Annotated in this window: 18 protein-coding genes; 3 read left to right on the forward strand and 15 right to left on the reverse strand. The window is 58.3% G+C overall.

Going from position 1 to position 17,494, the window contains the following annotated elements; all coding sequences use genetic code 11:
• Positions 1-39: 39 nt before the first annotated feature.
• The 11 genes from PMYSY11_RS02065 to PMYSY11_RS02115 form a co-directional block, all read right to left on the reverse strand.
• Positions 40-363, reverse strand: coding sequence for a DUF3392 domain-containing protein (locus PMYSY11_RS02065; protein ID WP_069902437.1), 324 nt, complete (start codon positions 361-363; stop codon positions 40-42).
• A gap of 38 nt (positions 364-401) precedes the next feature.
• Positions 402-1,592 carry a radical SAM family heme chaperone HemW gene (gene hemW, locus PMYSY11_RS02070; protein ID WP_150548181.1) on the reverse strand — a complete coding sequence of 397 codons (1,191 nt, stop codon included), beginning with the start codon at positions 1,590-1,592 and terminating at the stop codon, positions 402-404.
• Complete coding sequence (gene rdgB, locus PMYSY11_RS02075) at positions 1,589-2,182, reverse strand: RdgB/HAM1 family non-canonical purine NTP pyrophosphatase (RefSeq protein WP_150548182.1); 594 nt, start codon at positions 2,180-2,182, stop codon at positions 1,589-1,591. Before rdgB ends, hemW begins: the two co-directional genes overlap by 4 nt.
• Complete coding sequence (locus tag PMYSY11_RS02080) at positions 2,179-2,598, reverse strand: DUF4426 domain-containing protein (protein WP_069902440.1); 420 nt, start codon at positions 2,596-2,598, stop codon at positions 2,179-2,181. The genes rdgB and PMYSY11_RS02080 overlap by 4 nt, the downstream gene beginning before the upstream one ends.
• Positions 2,599-2,623: 25 nt before the next feature.
• Positions 2,624-3,244 carry a methionine biosynthesis protein MetW gene (gene metW, locus PMYSY11_RS02085; protein WP_150548183.1) on the reverse strand — a complete coding sequence of 207 codons (621 nt, stop codon included), beginning with the start codon at positions 3,242-3,244 and terminating at the stop codon, positions 2,624-2,626.
• Between the two features lie 7 nt (positions 3,245-3,251).
• Complete coding sequence (gene metX, locus PMYSY11_RS02090; protein WP_069902442.1) at positions 3,252-4,391, reverse strand: homoserine O-succinyltransferase MetX; 1,140 nt, start codon at positions 4,389-4,391, stop codon at positions 3,252-3,254.
• Between the two features lie 111 nt (positions 4,392-4,502).
• Entirely contained in the window at positions 4,503-6,485 is a 1,983-nt protein-coding gene (locus PMYSY11_RS02095; protein ID WP_090513818.1) for a dynamin-like GTPase family protein, read from the reverse strand.
• Positions 6,486-6,703: 218 nt separating this feature from the next.
• Positions 6,704-7,000: a DUF167 domain-containing protein gene (locus PMYSY11_RS02100; protein ID WP_150548184.1), complete on the reverse strand. Its 297-nt coding sequence runs from the start codon at positions 6,998-7,000 to the stop codon at positions 6,704-6,706.
• Positions 7,000-7,590, reverse strand: coding sequence for a YggT family protein (locus tag PMYSY11_RS02105; RefSeq protein WP_069902445.1), 591 nt, complete (start codon positions 7,588-7,590; stop codon positions 7,000-7,002). Before PMYSY11_RS02105 ends, PMYSY11_RS02100 begins: the two co-directional genes overlap by 1 nt.
• Before the next feature lie 10 nt (positions 7,591-7,600).
• Positions 7,601-8,419, reverse strand: a complete 819-nt coding sequence (gene proC, locus PMYSY11_RS02110; RefSeq protein WP_069902446.1) for a pyrroline-5-carboxylate reductase — start codon at positions 8,417-8,419, stop codon at positions 7,601-7,603.
• Positions 8,420-8,534: 115 nt separating this feature from the next.
• Positions 8,535-9,209 carry a YggS family pyridoxal phosphate-dependent enzyme gene (locus PMYSY11_RS02115; protein WP_090513814.1) on the reverse strand — a complete coding sequence of 225 codons (675 nt, stop codon included), beginning with the start codon at positions 9,207-9,209 and terminating at the stop codon, positions 8,535-8,537.
• 63 nt (positions 9,210-9,272) lie between these two features.
• Here PMYSY11_RS02115 and PMYSY11_RS02120 point away from each other — a divergent pair, with 63 nt between their 5' ends.
• From PMYSY11_RS02120 to PMYSY11_RS02130, 3 genes are all read left to right on the forward strand, one after another.
• Entirely contained in the window at positions 9,273-10,307 is a 1,035-nt protein-coding gene (locus PMYSY11_RS02120) for a type IV pilus twitching motility protein PilT (RefSeq protein WP_069902448.1), read from the forward strand.
• Between the two features lie 177 nt (positions 10,308-10,484).
• The gene (locus PMYSY11_RS02125) at positions 10,485-11,630 is read left to right on the forward strand and encodes a PilT/PilU family type 4a pilus ATPase (protein ID WP_069902449.1); all 1,146 of its coding nucleotides are present in this window, start codon (positions 10,485-10,487) and stop codon (positions 11,628-11,630) included.
• Between the two features lie 135 nt (positions 11,631-11,765).
• Positions 11,766-12,164: an NINE protein gene (locus PMYSY11_RS02130; RefSeq protein ID WP_069902450.1), complete on the forward strand. Its 399-nt coding sequence runs from the start codon at positions 11,766-11,768 to the stop codon at positions 12,162-12,164.
• A 66-nt stretch (positions 12,165-12,230) separates the two neighbouring features.
• Here PMYSY11_RS02130 and egtB read toward each other — a convergent pair whose 3' ends face one another.
• From egtB to pyrR, 4 genes are all read right to left on the reverse strand, one after another.
• Entirely contained in the window at positions 12,231-14,384 is a 2,154-nt protein-coding gene (egtB, locus tag PMYSY11_RS02135) for an ergothioneine biosynthesis protein EgtB (protein ID WP_150548185.1), read from the reverse strand.
• A gap of 301 nt (positions 14,385-14,685) precedes the next feature.
• Entirely contained in the window at positions 14,686-15,957 is a 1,272-nt protein-coding gene (locus PMYSY11_RS02140) for a dihydroorotase (protein WP_150548186.1), read from the reverse strand.
• Positions 15,957-16,967 (reverse strand): aspartate carbamoyltransferase catalytic subunit, encoded by a 1,011-nt coding sequence (locus PMYSY11_RS02145; protein ID WP_069902453.1) that lies wholly within the window; start codon positions 16,965-16,967, stop codon positions 15,957-15,959. Before PMYSY11_RS02145 ends, PMYSY11_RS02140 begins: the two co-directional genes overlap by 1 nt.
• Positions 16,968-16,977: 10 nt before the next feature.
• Complete coding sequence (gene pyrR, locus PMYSY11_RS02150; protein WP_069902454.1) at positions 16,978-17,484, reverse strand: bifunctional pyr operon transcriptional regulator/uracil phosphoribosyltransferase PyrR; 507 nt, start codon at positions 17,482-17,484, stop codon at positions 16,978-16,980.
• Positions 17,485-17,494: the final 10 nt, after the last annotated feature.

Consider the following 17,494-nt stretch of genomic DNA (forward strand, 5'->3'; position numbering starts at 1 on the left):
AGTGGCGCAATTCCCAAACGGAACACGCTGGTTTGTTGCTTAGCTGCGGTCCGCAATTACACCGATCAAGAAGAACACCAACAGCAGCACCGGCGCCAACGTGTAGTTGTTGAACTGGCCAAGCCCCGCCGACAGATAAGGCGTGAGGTAAACGATGGCCATGCCGTATACCAGCGCGCAGACCAAAACGAAGATCAGTGTGCGGAAGATGAAGTTGAGGCCGCCGATGGTGCGCTGCACCCACGCATTGAGGCTGGGGCCGAACAGCACGAACAGGGTCGCCATGATTGCCAGCGAAATGTCGTACAAGTGGCCACGGCTCCAGCGCGAAAGTGTGGCGATCAGATCAAGTAGCAAATCCATGGAAGATCCTTAGAGCCAAGTGGCTCGTGAGCGGCCCATTAAGGCAAAAATTGTTGCAGCAAATCGTTGAGAAACAACTGGCCTTCGCGGGTGGCGACCAGTCGATTCGGCTCTGCTTTTAGTAGACCGCGTTTTTCCGCTTCTTGCCGTGCACTGGCGAGCAAACTCAGGGGTAAGCCGGTGCGGCGGGTGAACATTTCGCTGGCAGCGCCTTCGGTCAGGCGCAGCACGTTCATCAGAAACTCGAACGGTAACTCGTCTGGCTCAAGCACGCGGTGGCCGGCAGTGAACTGCTTGCCCGGGTTTAGATAGTCTTTTGGCAGGCGGGTTTTCCAACTGCGCGAAATAATTCCGTCCGGGCTGCTGGTCTTGGCGTGGGCGCCAGCGCCAATTCCGATAAAGTCGCCAAAGGTCCAGTAATTGAGATTGTGGCGGGCCGCTTTGCCGGGCTGGGCATAGGCCGAAACCTCATACTGCGCATAGCCATGTTCGGCGAGCAGGGTTTGCCCGGACTCCTGAATGTCCCACAGGGTGTCGTCTTCCGGCAGAGTGGGCGGCTGGTTCCAGAATACGGTGTTCGGCTCCAGCGTCAGTTGGTACCAGGACAAATGCGTAGGCTTTTGCGCGATAGCTGTACGCAGGTCGCTCAGGGCGTCGTCAATCGACTGATCCGGCAGGCCGTGCATTAGGTCGAGGTTGAAGTTATCGAAGCCAGCAGCGCGCGCCATATCGGCGGCGCGGATGGCTTCGTCACCGTCATGGATACGGCCCAGTGCTGCCAGTTTGGCTGACTGAAAGCTTTGCACGCCAATCGACAGGCGATTGATCCCGAGTTGCCGATAAGCCGAAAACTTGGCCTGCTCGAACGTGCCGGGGTTGGCTTCAAGGGTGATTTCGATGTCCGGCGCAAAGCGGATGCGCCGCTCGACACCTTCGAGCAAGCGGCCAAGGGCCTTGGCCGAAAACAGGCTGGGCGTGCCGCCGCCGAAAAATATCGAGCTGAGCGGGCGGCCATGCACATGCGCCAAATCCGCATCGAGGTCGGCGAGCAGGGCGTCGACGTATTCCTCTTCCGGCAGCGTTGGCGCCGCCGCGTGCGAGTTGAAGTCGCAGTACGGGCACTTCTTTACACACCACGGAATGTGGATGTACATCGCCAGAGGCGGCAGCTCGAAGCCGGCAGTCGTGTGGCGCACCCGATCAGTGATGATCGTGTTGCTTGCGCTCATAGCCCCAGCCGCTGTTTGAACAAGGCCATGGCGCGGGCGCGGTGGCTCAGCTGGTTCTTGTCGGCAGGGCTGAGTTCTGCGCTTGAGCAGTGACGCTCGGCCACCCAGAACAGCGGGTCGTAGCCAAAACCGTTGGCGCCTTGCGGCTGGTGCAAAATACTGCCGTGCCACAGGCCTTCGCAGATAATTGGCAGCGGGTCATCGGCATGGCGTACCAGCGCCAGGCAGCAGACGAACTGGGCGCCGCGCTCGGCGTCGGGCACCTCACGCATCACCTCAAGCAGTTTGGCGTTGTTTGCCGCATCACCCTGGCCGTCGGCATAGCGCGCCGAATATATACCGGGCGCGCCGCCGAGAAAGTCCACCGCCAGTCCTGAGTCGTCGGCCAGTGCCGGCAAGCCCGAGACGCGGGAGGCGTTGCGCGCCTTGAGAATGGCGTTCTCGATGAACGACAAGCCGGTTTCTTCAGGCTCGACGCTGCTGAATTCACCGACCGAACGCACCTGCACGGATTCGCCGAGCATGGCCTGGAGTTCTTTGAGCTTGCCGGCGTTATGGCTGGCAAGCACGAGTTGAGTGAGTTTGATCATTCGCCTGGATACAGTTCCTGGTTGAATTCGAAGCTGTTGGTCGCACCACCGCTGACACTGACATTAATGGTGAAACGCAGCATTTCCTGGCTTTCCAGCGGGAACTGGGCGAGGTAATAAATCGCCTCACCTTCGTTAACGGCCTTGAAGCTCAGCGGGTAATCTTTACCCAGCAGATTCTTCATGGTGCCGCTGACGTTGGCCGTGGTGGCTTTGCCGGCCTTGAGCACGGCGATGTTCATCACGCCAAGTTTCTTGCTGCGGGTCAGGCCATTGGCCGCCGCAATGTCGGGCTGCAAATAACCCGAGGTGAAGGCGCTGTAGTGAACATCGAGATCACCGAAGGTTTTCTTTTGTTCGGCAAACGCGGGCAGGCTCAGGCACAGAGCAATGAGTAGAACAGCGAGGCGGCGCATGGGGCTCTCCTTGAAACGGTGTGGGTCAGCGGTTTTGTCCGGCATTCATGGCGGTATGACCACTGACCCGATAGATACCAATCTCACCAAACAGATTAGGCCACATCCGGCTGGCCCAGCCATTGATGTGGTCGCGATCAACCGCTAGACGGTCGAGTACGGTGGCTTGCTGGCCACGGCACAGGCGCTCGAAATCTTCGAAGGTGCAGAAGTGAATGTTCGGGGTGTTGAACCAGGTGTACGGCAGGAAATCGGACACCGGCATGCGGCCTTTGCTGGCCAGATACCAGCGGCAGCGCCAATGACCGAAGTTGGGGAAGGTGATGATGCAGGTCTTACCGACGCGCAGCATCTCGCTGAGAATCCGGTCCGGGTAATGCACCGCTTGCAGCGCCTGAGTCATGACCACCACATCGAAGCTGTGATCGGCAAAGTTGCCCAGCCCCTTGTCGAGGTCTTGCTCGATGACGTTGACGCCCTTGCTTACGCACTCGGCAATGTTGTCCGCGTCGATTTCCAGACCGTAGCCGAATACTTGCTTGTTGGCCGTGAGCCACGCCAGCAGTTCGCCGTTGCCGCAGCCAAGGTCGAGCACGCGACTGCCCGCGGGAATCCAGTCCTGGATGATGTCCAGATCAGCTCTCATTTCGACCTCATACGGCAATTCGATTCATATAGCTGCTAAATGCCTGCAAATAACGTGGAATTGGCATCAGGAAGGCATCGTGGCCTTGCGGGGCGTCAACTTCCAGATAGCACACGTTTTTGCGTGAGGCGGTTAGCGCATCAACAATTTCGCGCGAGCGCGCTGGCGAGAAACGCCAGTCGGTGGTGAACGAGAACACCGCGAAGTCGGCTTTGGCCACTGCCAGCGTCTTGGCCAGATCGCCGTCGTGAGCAGCCGCAGGGTCGAAGTAGTCGAGCGCCTTGGTCATCAGCAGATAGGTGTTCGCGTCGAAACGCCCGGAGAACTCTTCGCCCTGATAGCGCAGGTAACTCTCGACCTGAAACTCGACGCTGTGGAAGTCGTAGTTGAGCTTCTCGCTCTTCAGACCGCGACCAAATTTCTCGCCCATGGCGTCGTCAGACAAATAGGTGATGTGGCCGACCATGCGAGCCAGCATTAAGCCGCGCTTGGGAATCACGCCGTGCTCAAGAAAGTGCCCGCCGTGAAAATCCGGGTCGGTCAAAATGGCCTGACGTGCGACTTCGTTGAATGCGATGTTCTGCGCCGAAAGCTTGGGCGCCGAAGCGATGGCCAAACAGTGACGCACGCGCTCAGGGTAGGTGATAGTCCACTGGATGGCCTGCATGCCGCCCAAGCTGCCGCCCACCACGGCCGCCCACTGCTCGATTCCCAGCTCATCGGCCAACCGCGCCTGGCTGTGAACCCAGCATTCCACGGTGAAGACCGGGAAGTCGGCGCCATAAGGCTTGCCCGTTGCCGGGTTGATGCTGCTGGGGCCGGTCGAACCATTGCAGCCGCCGAGATTGTTCAGGCTGACCACGAAGAACTTATTGGTGTCGATGGCTTTGCCGGGGCCGATACAGCTGTCCCACCAGCCGGGTTTACGGTCGTCGGGGCTGTGATAACCCGCGGCGTGATGGTGGCCAGACAAGGCGTGACAGATGAGCACCGCATTGCTGCGCTGAGCATTCAGCTCACCGTAGGTTTCATAAGTAATCTGGTACTCGGCCAGGTCACGCCCACAGGCGAGAGCCAAAGGTTCGGCAAAATGCATCACCTGGGGAGTCACCAAGCCAACAGAGTCTTGGGGGAAGGCAGTCGACATCGAGCCCGCTCGCGAAAAGTGAAGTGAAAAAGCAAGGGACGCAGTCTAAAGAGCGCCGCCCCGTGCGGCAAGCACGGGGCGGCAGGTGTTGCGCGGAGAAACTGTTACGACTTAATCGCGGGCGCCTTCGGTACGCAGCGAAGCCAGCAGATTTACCACTTTCTTTTGCCGCTGCACCGGCGCCGGACGGCGGAAAACCTTGAGCATGCCATTGGCCTGGCTGAGCTGAACCAGCAGCTCGCCGTGATAACGGCTGAGTTGCTCGCTGCGTTGACGATTCAATTGGGTTTCCTGCGCCAGCGACTTGAGTTTGAGCATGTGCGTTTCGAGCAATTGCTTGTGCTCAAGGGTGTGCTGCATCAGTGGCATCAAGGCATCGTTGGCCCATTGTTCGGCATCCTGACGCAAACGCTGGTGCAGCCCGATGACTTCTTGGGCCAGGGTGGCAAAGAAGCGGCGCGCCAGCACACCTTGCTCGGTGAGCAGGGTTTTCAGCTGCAGGCGGAATTGGTCGGCCTGTTCGCGCAGTTGCTTGAGATCACGCAGGTGGCGGTTGATATTGAACTGCGGCGCATCCACACAATGCAGCGGATTCTCTTCGTTATGCCGACGGTAGATAGCTGCAACCATGGTGTTGGCCATTTCGGCTTCATCGGCCAGGTGCTGCAAGTCTTCATCAATGCTGGCGAAGAAGTTGGTAATCGCCTGGTTGATACCAATGGTGGTCCAACTGCCGGTGAGGTTCTTGCGCACCACTTCGAGGTGGCCTTCTAACCGCTCCGGGCGAATAGCCTCGCGCAGCAGGTCGCCCTGACGCTTGAGCAGGCGCTGGTTGGTTTTCAGGCCCAGCAGGCGCTTGTGATGCAGGTTGTGCTCTTCTTTGGTCTTGGCTGTCAGCTCGAACAGCGTCTGGCCGTTGTCCTGATGGCTGTTGCTGAGCAGCTCTTTCTGCGCAGTGACCTGTTGCAGCCGCTGGTTGAGCATGTTCTGGCTGCCTTTGAGCAAGTCCAGCACCTGCATCACCACGTGGTCTTCAATCAGCCGCTCTTTTTGTAGCACGATGCGCTCGCAGAGCAGGTCTTCTAGTCCGCTGATCTGGCTGCGGGCGAGTAACTCGGGATCGTGGCGCACTTTGGCCAGTAGCGCCTGTTTCGCTGAAATAGGCAGTACATCGGCGGTTTTCAGGCCCAGTTGGCTGGCGGTTGTTTGCTGGATGCGATGAATGCTTTCCTGCACAAATGCCTCGCCGGCGAGATCGTCCCAGAGCACGTCAATCTTGTTCAGAACGGCGAGCAGGCTGGTGTGGTCCGGGTCATCCAGTTGCAGAATATGCTGCTTCCAGATTTCCATGTCACTGGCGGTAACGCCGGTGTCGGCAGACAACAGGAAGATGATTGCCTGAGCGTTGGGCAACATCGAAAGGGTCAGTTCGGGTTCGCTGCCCAGCGCATTCAAGCCCGGCGTATCAAGGATACGCAGCCCTTGGCGCAGCAGTGGGTGGTCGATATTGACCAGCGCATGGCGCCATGCCGGAACCATCACCTGGCCGGGTTTGCCGGTGCTTTCAAGCATTTCCGGGTAGAAGCCGAGCTGGATTGCCTGCTCGACCTGCATGGGCTTGGTACGGGCAACCTGCGCGAAAGCCTCGACCATGTTGTCCGGGTCGCTTGGATCCAGTGCGATGTTCAGCCATTGCTCAGGCGCGCGTTTAAATTGGGAAATGCTGGCATCGGCGCTGCGCGTTTCTATCGGCAGCAAGCGGATATAACTGTGCTCGGAACGCGGGTCGAAAAACAGCTCGGTGGGGCACATGGTTGTGCGCCCGACCTGCGATGGCAGCATGCGCTGGCCATAGTCGGAGAAGAACAGGCTGTTGATCAGTTCGGTCTTGCCGCGCGAGAACTCGCCCACAAACGCCAGCGTTATGTGGTCGGTGCGCAGCAAATGCATCGCGCGTTCAAGCTTTTTATCGAGGGCTTCCGAGCCCAGCCGGTTGGAGATCAGCCAGCTGCGGTAGCGGGTAATTTCGCGCATCAACTCGCGTTTCCAGGTGACGTAGGCGTCGACCTGTTGGCTGAGACGTTCCATGCTCATTCATCGTTCCTCACATACAAACACGCGCCGGCATGCTCATGAACATGGGATAGCCGTGTTTCTGGCCCGCTATTACCACCCAGATACTACTGGGGTGGAGCCCTTTCAACCGTTGCCGGTAATGAGACTCAATGCTTGTTGATAATCGTATACTGGCATTATGCCGCAGATGCGCCCGGCGTCAATAAACTCAAGCAAGCTACCTCACTAAAGGTTTGTCACTTATCGGAACGATTAAGTTCTATACCGTTCGGCAGTTTTTGCGGGTTCACGATTCGTACGCGCTTTTGTCGGCTCTGTTGGCCACTTTCCAAGCAAACTTGGCGTTTACTCACAGCAAATGCACCTGCCAGAAAAGCTAGCAGATGGGCGTTGGCTTTGCCTTCTGTTGGCGGGGCGGTGAGGCGAATTTTTAATCTGTCGCCGTGCAGCCCGGCAAACTCGTCGGAGCTTGCGTTGGGCTGCAGGTGACAATTGAGGATCAGATCGTCACCGTCCCAGCGATAGAAACTCATCAGATGGCCATGCTGAGGCCTTGCAGCATGCCGGTCATGACCGCGAGATTGCGGATCACCAGCATGTCGATCAGGTTAAGCACCAGAAACGCCAGAATCGGCGAAAGATCGAGGCCGCCAAGATTCGGCAGGATCTTGCGAAACGGCATCAGCAGAGGCTCGCAGATCTGGTTGACCAGAATTACTGCCGGGTTGCTGCTGCCTTGGGCAACCCACGACAGGATCACGCTGATAATCAGGGCAAAGAAGAACACCTTTACGAACAGTGCGGTCACGCCAATGATCGACCAGACCAGTAATTGCAGCGGGTTGCCAACGCCGTAACCCATCAGCATCAGGGTCAGTGCCATCAGCGCCAGTTGCACCAGAATCGCCAGTACCAGCGACGCCAGGTCGAGGCCGGCAAAGCTTGGGATAATCCGGCGTAGCGGTTTCAGCAGCGGCTGGGTTGCGCGCACGATGAACTGGCTGATGGGGTTGTAGAAGTCAGCCCGAACCAGTTGCAGAATGAAACGCAGCAACACGATCAACAAGTAAAAGCTGCCGATGGTTTGCAGTACATAGACGGCAGCGGTGTTCAATCCGATCATCATGATCTCCTTATTTGCCCAGTTGCTCGGCCAGTTCAGCGGAGCGCTGGGCGGCGGCGTTTAATGCAGCATCGACCAGGGCTTCAAAGCCGCCAGCCTGGAAGGTTTTGATTGCAGCCTCTGTGGTGCCAGCCGGTGATGTTACCCGGCGGCGCAACTCAGCGGCATCCACGTCGCTGGCAATGGCCATTTGCGCGGCGCCCAGTGCGGTTTGCTGGGTCAGCTTTTCTGCGGTTTCACGCGGCAGGCCGAGTTTTTCGCCGGCAGCGGTCATGGCTTCGATCAGCAGGAAGAAATACGCCGGCCCGCTGCCTGAAACGGCGGTGACTGCGTCAATCAGGTGTTCCTCATCCAGCCACAGGGCCAGGCCAACGGCGCTGAGCAATTGCTCGGCTTGCTGGCGTTGCTCGGCGCTCACCTGCGGGTTGGCGTACAGGCCGCTAACGCCCTGGCGCAGCAAGGCCGGGGTGTTGGGCATGCAGCGCACAATGGCGCGCTCGCCCAGCCAGTTGGCAAGGCTTGCACTGCTGATACCGGCTGCGATCGAGACAATCAACTGACCGTCCTTTATATGCGGCGCGAGATCCAGACACACTTCTTTCATGGCCTGCGGTTTGATCGACAGCACAATCACGTCGACCCCGTTGATGGCCTCGGCATTGCTGGCAAACACATCGATGCCGTATTGCGCGCTGATTTTTTCGCGTTGCTCGGCGCCGCGATCACTGGCGCGGATCGACTCGGCGCCAACGCCTTGAGCACGCATCCCGCCGATCAGGCTGGCTGCCATGTTGCCGGCACCAATAAAGGCAATGCGAGGAGTGGTCATAACGGGGTCCTTAGCTATTTAGAATGAAGCACATTACTAGATGAGGAGGCTGTGAGCATTTTTCAATGCAACAACGGCTCAGTAAGGTCGGGGAATTCTGCGTGTGCGGCCACCTTTATGAATAGTCGCGGGCGCCAAACAGCGCCGTGCCGATGCGCACCCACGTTGCGCCCTGAGCAATGGCCGCTTCGAGGTCGTGGCTCATGCCAATCGACAAGGTGTCGAGGCCCAATTGCTGTTGCAGGTTTTGGACGATAGCGAATGCTGCGCGCTGCTCGCTTTGATCATCGGTAGGCTCGGGAATGGCCATTAACCCGCGCAGCTTCAGGTTGGGCAACTGTTGCACCGCAGCGGCCAGTGCCGGCAATTGTTCTGCCGTGCAGCCGGATTTACTCGCTTCACCGCTGACATTCACTTGCAGGCAGATATTCAATGGCGGCAATGAGGCTGGGCGCTGCTCCGAGAGGCGCTGCGCGATCTTCAGGCGGTCTACCGAATGCACCCAACTGAAGTGCTCGGCAATCGCGCGGGTCTTGTTCGACTGGATAGGGCCGATGAAATGCCAAGTTAGGGGCAGATCGGCTAGTTCCTGCTGTTTTTCGAGCGCCTCTTGCAAGTAGTTCTCGCCAACGTGCCCGACACCCGCTAAATAAGCTTCACGGATGGCAGCGGCAGGTTTGGTTTTGCTCACTGCGAGCAGGCCAATGGAGGTGGATTCGCGGCCTGCAGCTTGCGCTGCCTCACGAATGCGAGCTCCGACCTTTGCAATATTCTCTGCTATCGTGGACATTATTCTCGCTCTATCGCCCGTGCGTTCTACGTTCACGGCATTCTACCGTCATTAGGGAGTCCTATGGATATCACTGAGCTGCTCGCCTTCAGTGCCAAGCAAGGTGCGTCGGACCTGCACCTCTCTGCTGGTTTGCCGCCGATGATTCGGGTTGATGGCGATGTTCGCCGCATCAATCTGCCGGCGCTGGATCACAAGCAAGTGCATGCGCTGATCTACGACATCATGAACGACAAGCAGCGCAAGGACTTCGAAGAGTTTCTGGAAACGGACTTCTCCTTTGAAGTGCCAGGCGTTGCCCGTTTCCGGGTTAACGCATTCAACCAGAATCGCGGTTCGGGCGCAGTATTCCGGACGATTCCGTCGCGGGTTCTGACCATGGAAGACCTCGGCATGGGTGAGGTGTTCCGCAAGATCACCGACGTGCCGCGCGGTCTGGTACTGGTTACAGGGCCAACCGGTTCGGGTAAATCGACCACGCTGGCGGCGATGCTCGATTACCTCAACACCACCAAGTACCAACATATTCTGACCATCGAAGACCCGATCGAATTCGTTCACGAGTCGAAGAAGTGTCTGGTCAACCAACGTGAAGTACACCGTGACACGCTTGGCTTCTCCGAAGCATTGCGCTCGGCGCTGCGTGAAGACCCGGATATCATTCTGGTCGGTGAATTGCGCGATCTGGAAACCATTCGTTTGGCCCTGACCGCTGCTGAAACCGGCCACCTGGTGTTCGGTACGCTGCACACCACCTCTGCTGCCAAGACCATCGACCGTGTGGTTGACGTGTTCCCGGCGGAAGAGAAGTCGATGGTTCGCTCGATGCTGTCCGAATCATTGCAGGCGGTGATTTCGCAAACCCTGCTGAAGAAAATCGGCGGTGGGCGTGTTGCCGCCCACGAAATCATGATCGGCACGCCGGCGATTCGTAACCTGATCCGTGAAGACAAGGTTGCGCAGATGTATTCCGCCATCCAGACCGGTGGCTCGCTGGGCATGCAAACCCTGGATTCGTGCCTGAAAACCTTGGTCAGCAAAGGCCTGATCGGCCGAGACATGGCCAAAGAGAAGGCTAAAAACCCAGAGAACTTCTAGCTTGGCAACCGCCGCCGCAAGGCGCGCGTTGCACCGCCGGAATGTCGGCAGCTTAGCCGCCGACCGAAACAACACGTAGCAACGAGGCAGTCGCAAGGCTGCCTCGCTGGATAAATGGTAATGAACGTGCCAGCGGCAGTCGGCTGCAGGTGCAATTTGGTGTAAGGCGAGAGACCCATGGACTTTGAAAAACTATTACGTCTGATGGTCGAAAAGGGCGGCTCCGATCTTTTCATTACAGCCGGTATTCCGCCATCGATGAAGGTCAATGGCAAAATCTTGCCGATCACCAAAACGCCGATGTCACCCGAGCAAACCCGCGAAACAGTGCACGCGGTCATGAATGATCAGCAGCGCCGTGACTTTGCCGAGAACCATGAGTGCAACTTTGCAATCAGCGCTCGCGGAATCGGGCGGTTCCGGGTGAGTGCCTTCTACCAGCGCAACCTGGCTGGCATGGTGCTGCGCCGTATCGAAACCAACATCCCCACGCTCGAAGAGTTGAAACTGCCGGAAGTGCTGAAAAAACTGGCCCTGACCAAGCGTGGTCTGGTGTTGTTTGTGGGCGCTACCGGTACCGGTAAATCGACCTCGCTGGCGGCGATGATTGGCTATCGCAACAAGAACAGCAGCGGCCACATCATTTCCATCGAAGACCCGATCGAATTCATTCACCAGCACCAGAATTGCATCGTCACTCAGCGCGAAGTCGGCATCGATACCGAATCGTTCGAAGTGGCGCTGAAAAACACCCTGCGCCAGGCGCCGGATGTGATCTTGATTGGTGAGGTGCGCTCGCGCGAGACCATGGATCACGCCGTCGCATTTGCCGAAACCGGCCACCTGTGTCTGGCCACATTGCACGCCAACAACGCCAACCAGGCGCTGGACCGGATTATCAACTTCTTCCCGGCAGACCGGCAAAGCCAGGTCTGGATGGACCTGTCGCTTAACCTCAAGGCAATTGTCGCTCAGCAACTGATCCCGACACCCGACGGCAAAGGCCGCCGCGCGGTGATTGAAGTGCTGATCAATACGCCGCTGGCGGCCGACCTGATCCGCAAGGGCGAGGTGCATCAGCTCAAGGAGTTGATGAAGCGTTCTTCTGAGCAGGGCATGCAGACGTTCGATCAGGCTCTGTACAAGCTCTACAGCGACGGTGAAATCACTTACGAAAACGCCTTGGCCTATGCCGACTCGGCGAACGACTTGCGCCTGATGATCAAGCTGGCTTCCGAAGGTGACGGCGATCATTTGTCGAGTCTCACCGAAGGCTTGTCGCTTGAAGTCAGTACCGATGATCCGGGCCGTCGCTTTCGCTGATTCGCGTTAGCCGCTGGTTTTCAGACCGCTCGCCCTGTGCGCATGGGGCGAGCGTCTAGCGGGGGCCAAATTTGGGTTTGCGGCGGTTCTCGCGTAGATTGTTGTTCAGGATAATCATGCCAGCAGGAGGCATTCATGCAGCAACAAGACACGCACAGCAAGACAATCGGCTACCTGTTGTGGATCTTCGGTTTTCTCGGCGCTCACCGTTTCTACTACGGCAAGCCGGTCACCGGAACCATCTGGTTTCTGACATTTGGCCTGTTGTTTGTTGGCTGGATCATTGACCTGTTCCTGATCCCGTCGATGGACAAGGAAGCCGACTTGCGATTTACCGCAGGGGAAACCGATTACACCGTCTCGTGGATTCTGCTGACCTTCCTCGGGGTTTTCGGTGTGCACCGCATGTACATGGGCAAGTGGATCACCGGGATCATCTATCTGTGCACAGGTGGCTTGTTTCTCATCGGGGTGTTGTATGACTTCTGGACGCTGAATACCCAGATCACCCTGAAAAACTCCGAGCGCAGCTGATTCCCGCGTTCCATTGAGCTAACCAAACCCCGCTGAATCAGCGGGGTTTTTTGTTTAAGTGCGCAACTACGGCTGCTGAGTCAAGCGCATCAGGCCGACTTCGGGTTCTGCGCTTATCCAGTGCTGGCTCACGATCCAGCCTGCTTCGGCGGCCATTGCGCTGAAGGACTCAAGGGTGAACTTGTGTGAGCACTCGGTATGCAGGCGCTCATTTTTAGAGAAGATGTAGCGTTGACCGGCTATTTCCACGCACTGATCGATAAGGCTTTGCAGGTGCATTTCCATGCGCTGGTGTTCGGGGTTCCACAGTGCAACGTGAGCAAAGTTTTCCAGGCAGAAATTGGCGCCCAGTTCACGGTTGATGCGGGTTAGCAGGTTCTTGTTGAAAGCTGCCGTCACGCCGCCAGCGTCGTCATAGGCTGCCTCAAGTATGTGGCGGTCTTTGACCATATCCACGCCGACAATGAATTGCCCGTTAGCACCCAGCAGGCGTTTTGCCGACTTGAGAAATTCAATCGCCTGACTGCGAGTGAAATTGCCGATGGTTGAGCCGGGGAAGAACCCGACTTTGGCCATTGCGGCTACTTGTTCCGGCAGTTCAACCGGCTCGGTGAAGTCTCCCGTTTGGGCGATTACCGGCAGTTCCGGGTAGCGCTTGTTAAGGCGTTGGGTCGCATGTTCAAGTGCATCCGGGCAAATGTCGATGGGAACATAAGCGCCCAGTTGCGGCGTTGCATCCAGCACCAGACAGGTCTTTTCGCTGGCGCCGCTGCCAAACTCAATCAACGCGCTGCCACTGGCAATGGTGGCTGAAATTTCATCAGCAATCTCGCTCAGCAGTCGCGTTTCGGCGCGGGTGGGGTAGTACTCCGGCGTTTTACAAATCGCCTCGAATAGCGCGGAGCCCTTGGCGTCGTAAAAATATTTAGGCGAAAGCGCTTTGGGTTTTGCGCTGAGCCCCTGTTGTACGTCGCGCAAGAACTCGTTATCAGATTTTGTGTGTTGCTGGTGCGGTTGAATATCCCGGGCTAATCGCAGCCCCGACAACATCCAGCGCTTATCGGCATGGAAGAAATTGCGATAGCTCAAGCGCGTATGGCCGGGGCTGCTGAACGCGCTGCCGCCCCGTAAAACCATCTGGTTGATCATGAACTTGCCGTTGTATTCGCCCACAGCGCCAGGGGCCGGATTAAAGCCGGGATAGGCGCTGTAATGGCTTTGCGTCCACTGCCAGGCGACGTCATCCACTTGTTGCAACATGCCCGCTTGAGCGGCAACTTCCCATTCTGCTTCAGTCGGGAGGCGGGCGTTGACCCAGCAGGCGAAGGCGGTCGCTTCGTGGTAGCTGATGTGCGTCACGGCGTCGTCCGGATTAATGGGCTGCATGCCCCTTAAAGTCATCTGGCTCCAACCGTGCTCATCGTGATGCCAGTACAGCGGGGCTTTCCAGCCTTGGCTTTGCACGCAATCCCAGCCTTCTGAGAGCCACAAATCCACTTGCTGGTAGCCGCCGTCTGCGATAAATGCCAGCCATTCACCGTTTGTCACCAGCCGGTCACTGATCTCGAAGGGCTGTAAGTACGTGGTGTGGCGCGGGCTTTCATTGTCGAAGGCAAAGGCGTCATCGGTGTGGCCAATATCCAGCAGGCCGCCAATGTGTTGCTTGAAACGCCCGGGGCCGGCGCGGGTGGGCTCAGGCCACTGCGGGTTATAGGCGGGTTTGAGGGGCGAGGTGTTGAACAGGTGGAGTATGTCCATGAGCAGCAGTTCCTGGTGCTGCTCCTCGTGCGCCAGCCCGAGTTCAACTAACTGGCGCGTGGCGTCATCGAGTGGGGTTTGCAGCAGGACGCTCATTTGCCTGTCGACATGTTTGCGGTAGGCAATCACTTCGCTGATGGCGGGGCGGGTCAGCAAGCCGCGATGGGGTCTGGGATGGCGGGGGCCGACGGCTTCGTAATAAGAGTTGAACAGGTAGCAGAAGGTGTCATCGAAAATCTTGTAGCCTTTGAGCTGCGGGCTGAGCAGAAAGGTTTCGAAGAACCAGCTGGTATGGGCAATGTGCCATTTACTCGGGCTGGCATCAGGCATGGATTGCACAACCATGTCTTCCGGCTCCAGCGGCGTGATCAGGGTTTCGGTTCGGCGCCTGACCTGCAGGTAATAGTCGAGTAGCGCATTGGGGGCTGGCTTTGGGGTCAGTACTCTTAATGTGCTGCTCATCAACTATCTGCTCCGTGCTGCGGCTAGAGGGAAGAACTGTTGAGGCGGGCCGAGCGGCGGTGTTACCGCGTTTAGGCCTAACTTTTATGTTGTTGTCTGCCTGATGCTTAATGATTAAGCGTAATTCACGACAGTTTTATGTCTGACGCAGATTTGTTCAGAGAGTTCGATGATGCGACGGCTGGCATCAAACTTGGCGTATAGGCGGGTTTGGCAAATAAGACGATTTGCCGGGGAGATAAAAGCAGAAACCCACTCGGGAGTGGGTTTCTGGTGTGCGCACAGGTTAGAAGCGTAAGGCTTACGCTTGGTAGCTGATGTGCCCGTCTACCAGCGTGTAGCGCACGGCGCTCGGCAGGCAGTGGCCCATGAACGGGCTGTTGGCGCCTTTGGAGAACCACGTATCACCGGCCAGTGTTGAGGCGTTCGGGTCGAACAGCAGCACATCGGCGGGTTCACCGGCGGCCAGCTTGCCTGCAGGCAGGCCAAGCGCCTGCGCCGGACCGCTGCTGAGGCGGGCGATCAGCTCTGACAGTTCCAACACGCCGTCCTGCACCAGGCTCATGGCCAGTGGCAGCATCAGCTGCACGCTGCTGATGCCCGGTTCGGTGGCGGCAAACGGTGCGCGTTTGGCGTCGGCTTCGTGTGGCTGGTGATGGCTGGCGATGGCCTGAATGGTGCCGTCCTTGACCGCCTGACGCAGGCCGTCGCGGTCTGCGCGGGTGCGCAGTGGCGGCATAACGTGATACAGGCTGGAGAAGCCGAGCAGCGAATCGTCAGTCAGAATCAGCTGGTACAACGCCACGTCGGCCGTCACCTTGAGGCCGCGCGCTTGTGCGTCGGCAATCAACTGGGCGCCACGGGCGCTGGTCAGTTGGCTGAAGTGCGCGCGTACGCCGGTCTGCTCGACCAGCAACAAGTTGCGGGCGAGGGCTACGGTTTCAGCGGACTCCGGGATACCGACCAAGCCGAGGAAGCTGGCGGTCGGGCCTTCGTGGGCGAGGCCGCCTTCTGCCAGATCATGATCCTGCGAGTGGAAAATCACCGTCAGATCGAAGGTGGCGGCATATTCCATGGCGCGGCGCAGGGTGCGGTTGTTGCGGAAACAATCCAGTCCGTTGCTGAATGCCACGCAACCGGCATCACGCAGGGCAACCAGCTCGGCCAGTTGCTCGCCTTCGAGGCCTTTGCTCAGTGCGCCGACCGGGAAGACCTTGGTGTGGCCCGCTTCACGTGCGCGTTCAAGAATCATCTCGGCGACTGCTGGCGTGTCCAGAATCGGCTTGGTGAAGGGCGGGCAGCACAAACTGGTAACGCCGCCCGCAGCCGCCGCCAGGGTTTCGCTGGCAATGCTGCCTTTGCGGCTGTAGCCGGGTTCGCGCAGCGCTGCGTTAAGGTCAACCAGGCCCGGTGTTGCGATCAGGCCATCAGCTTCGATGGTTTGTTCGGCGTTGAAACCTGCGGGCGCATCACCAATGGCTGCGATCTTGCCGCCTTCGATGTAGATGTCGCTGATTTGGTCCAGGCCGCTGTTGGGGTCAATTACGCGGGCGCCGAGGATACGGGTACGCATCAGTTCTGCTCCTCGCTTTCTTGATCAAGTAGTCGCTGGGTTTTCTGGCCGCTCATGGCCATTGAGAGCACGGCCATGCGGATGGCGATGCCGTAAGTGACCTGATTGAGAATCACTGACTGCGGGCCGTCGGCCACCGCCGATTCAATTTCAACGCCACGGTTGATCGGCCCCGGGTGCATGACCAGCGCATCGGGCTTGGCCAGCTTGAGGCGTTGCTCGGTAAGGCCGAACAGGCGATAGAACTCACCTTCGCTCGGCAACAGGCCGCCCTGCATGCGTTCACGTTGCAGGCGCAGCATGATCACTACGTCGACATCCTTGAGGCCGGTGGCCATGTCGCTGTAGGTCGTCACGCCGTATTGCTCGATGCCGACCGGCAGCAAGGTTTTCGGCGCAATCACGCGAATATCCGGGCAACCTAGGGTTTTCAGCGCGAGCATGTTCGAGCGCGCAACACGCGAGTGCAGGATGTCGCCGACGATGGCAACCGAGAGATTCTCGAAGCTGCCCTTGTGCCGGCGAATCGTCAGCATGTCGAGCATTGCTTGCGTCGGGTGGGCGTGTCGGCCGTCGCCGCCGTTGATAATGGCGACGTTGGGGCACACATGCTCGGCAATGAAGTGCGCCGCGCCGGAGTCGCTGTGGCGCACCACGAACATGTCGGCCGCCATCGCCTCAAGGTTGCGCAGGGTGTCGAACAGAGACTCGCCCTTGCTGGTTGATGAGGTCGATACGTTGAGGCTGATGACGTCGGCAGACAAGCGCTGCGCCGCCAGCTCAAAGGTGGTGCGGGTACGTGTCGAGTTCTCGAAGAATACGTTGCACACGGTCTTGCCGCGCAGCAGCGGAACCTTCTTTACGGCGCGGTCGCCCACTTCGAGGAACGAGTCGGCGGTATCGAGAATTTCTGTCAGCAGTTCGCGGGGCAAGCCGTCGATGGACAAAAAGTGCTGCAACTGACCGTTGTCATTCAGTTGCAGGGAGCGCTTGGCGTCTAGGGGCGTCATCGCGGGGATCTCAGTTGGCGAGCGATTGCAGCTCGAGGTTAAGCGGTGTTGGGCCGGTCAATTTTACTCGTTGCTGCGCGGGCAGAGACAAGGTGGCGCCGACAATGTCAGGCCGGATTGGCAGGTCATGCGCGGTCAGGTCGAGCAGGCAAACCAAGGTAATACTAGCTGGACGACCGTAATCGAACAGTTCATTCATCGCCGCGCGAATTGTCCGGCCGCTCATCAGTACGTCGTCTATCAGCACCAGATGTTGACCTTCGACGTCGAACGGAAGTTCGGACGGTTTGACTTGCGGGTGCAGGCCGTTCTGGGTGAAATCGTCGCGGTAGAACGACACGTCGAGAATGCCCATCGGCTCAGTGCTGCCGAGGGTTTCCATAAGTGCCTGAGCAACCCAGACGCCGCCCGTGCGGATGCCGATAAAGCGCGGGGTGCTGATTTGTCGCGCATTGAGGTGGCGAATCAGCGCCGTGGCCATTTCCGGCAGCAGTTGTGCAGGTGACGGTAAATTCATATGAAGCTCC

Origin of the sequence: Pseudomonas marincola, from assembly GCF_900682675.2 — a bacterium.
Classification (GTDB): domain Bacteria; phylum Pseudomonadota; class Gammaproteobacteria; order Pseudomonadales; family Pseudomonadaceae; genus Aquipseudomonas; species Aquipseudomonas marincola.

Bases quoted from the DNA above. Each gene is read 5' to 3' on its own strand.
- PMYSY11_RS02065 (WP_069902437.1), bottom strand. From the start codon at position 363: ATGGATTTGCTACTTGATCTGATCGCCACACTTTCGCGCTGGAGCCGT.
- hemW (WP_150548181.1), bottom strand. From the start codon at position 1,592: ATGAGCGCAAGCAACACGATCATCACTGATCGGGTGCGCCACACGACT.
- rdgB (WP_150548182.1), bottom strand. From the start codon at position 2,182: ATGATCAAACTCACTCAACTCGTGCTTGCCAGCCATAACGCCGGCAAG.
- PMYSY11_RS02080 (WP_069902440.1), bottom strand. From the start codon at position 2,598: ATGCGCCGCCTCGCTGTTCTACTCATTGCTCTGTGCCTGAGCCTGCCC.
- metW (WP_150548183.1), bottom strand. From the start codon at position 3,244: ATGAGAGCTGATCTGGACATCATCCAGGACTGGATTCCCGCGGGCAGT.
- metX (WP_069902442.1), bottom strand. From the start codon at position 4,391: ATGTCGACTGCCTTCCCCCAAGACTCTGTTGGCTTGGTGACTCCCCAG.
- PMYSY11_RS02095 (WP_090513818.1), bottom strand. From the start codon at position 6,485: ATGAGCATGGAACGTCTCAGCCAACAGGTCGACGCCTACGTCACCTGG.
- PMYSY11_RS02100 (WP_150548184.1), bottom strand. From the start codon at position 7,000: ATGAGTTTCTATCGCTGGGACGGTGACGATCTGATCCTCAATTGTCAC.
- PMYSY11_RS02105 (WP_069902445.1), bottom strand. From the start codon at position 7,590: ATGATCGGATTGAACACCGCTGCCGTCTATGTACTGCAAACCATCGGC.
- proC (WP_069902446.1), bottom strand. From the start codon at position 8,419: ATGACCACTCCTCGCATTGCCTTTATTGGTGCCGGCAACATGGCAGCC.
- PMYSY11_RS02115 (WP_090513814.1), bottom strand. From the start codon at position 9,209: ATGTCCACGATAGCAGAGAATATTGCAAAGGTCGGAGCTCGCATTCGT.
- PMYSY11_RS02120 (WP_069902448.1), top strand. From the start codon at position 9,273: ATGGATATCACTGAGCTGCTCGCCTTCAGTGCCAAGCAAGGTGCGTCG.
- PMYSY11_RS02125 (WP_069902449.1), top strand. From the start codon at position 10,485: ATGGACTTTGAAAAACTATTACGTCTGATGGTCGAAAAGGGCGGCTCC.
- PMYSY11_RS02130 (WP_069902450.1), top strand. From the start codon at position 11,766: ATGCAGCAACAAGACACGCACAGCAAGACAATCGGCTACCTGTTGTGG.
- egtB (WP_150548185.1), bottom strand. From the start codon at position 14,384: ATGAGCAGCACATTAAGAGTACTGACCCCAAAGCCAGCCCCCAATGCG.
- PMYSY11_RS02140 (WP_150548186.1), bottom strand. From the start codon at position 15,957: ATGCGTACCCGTATCCTCGGCGCCCGCGTAATTGACCCCAACAGCGGC.
- PMYSY11_RS02145 (WP_069902453.1), bottom strand. From the start codon at position 16,967: ATGACGCCCCTAGACGCCAAGCGCTCCCTGCAACTGAATGACAACGGT.
- pyrR (WP_069902454.1), bottom strand. From the start codon at position 17,484: ATGAATTTACCGTCACCTGCACAACTGCTGCCGGAAATGGCCACGGCG.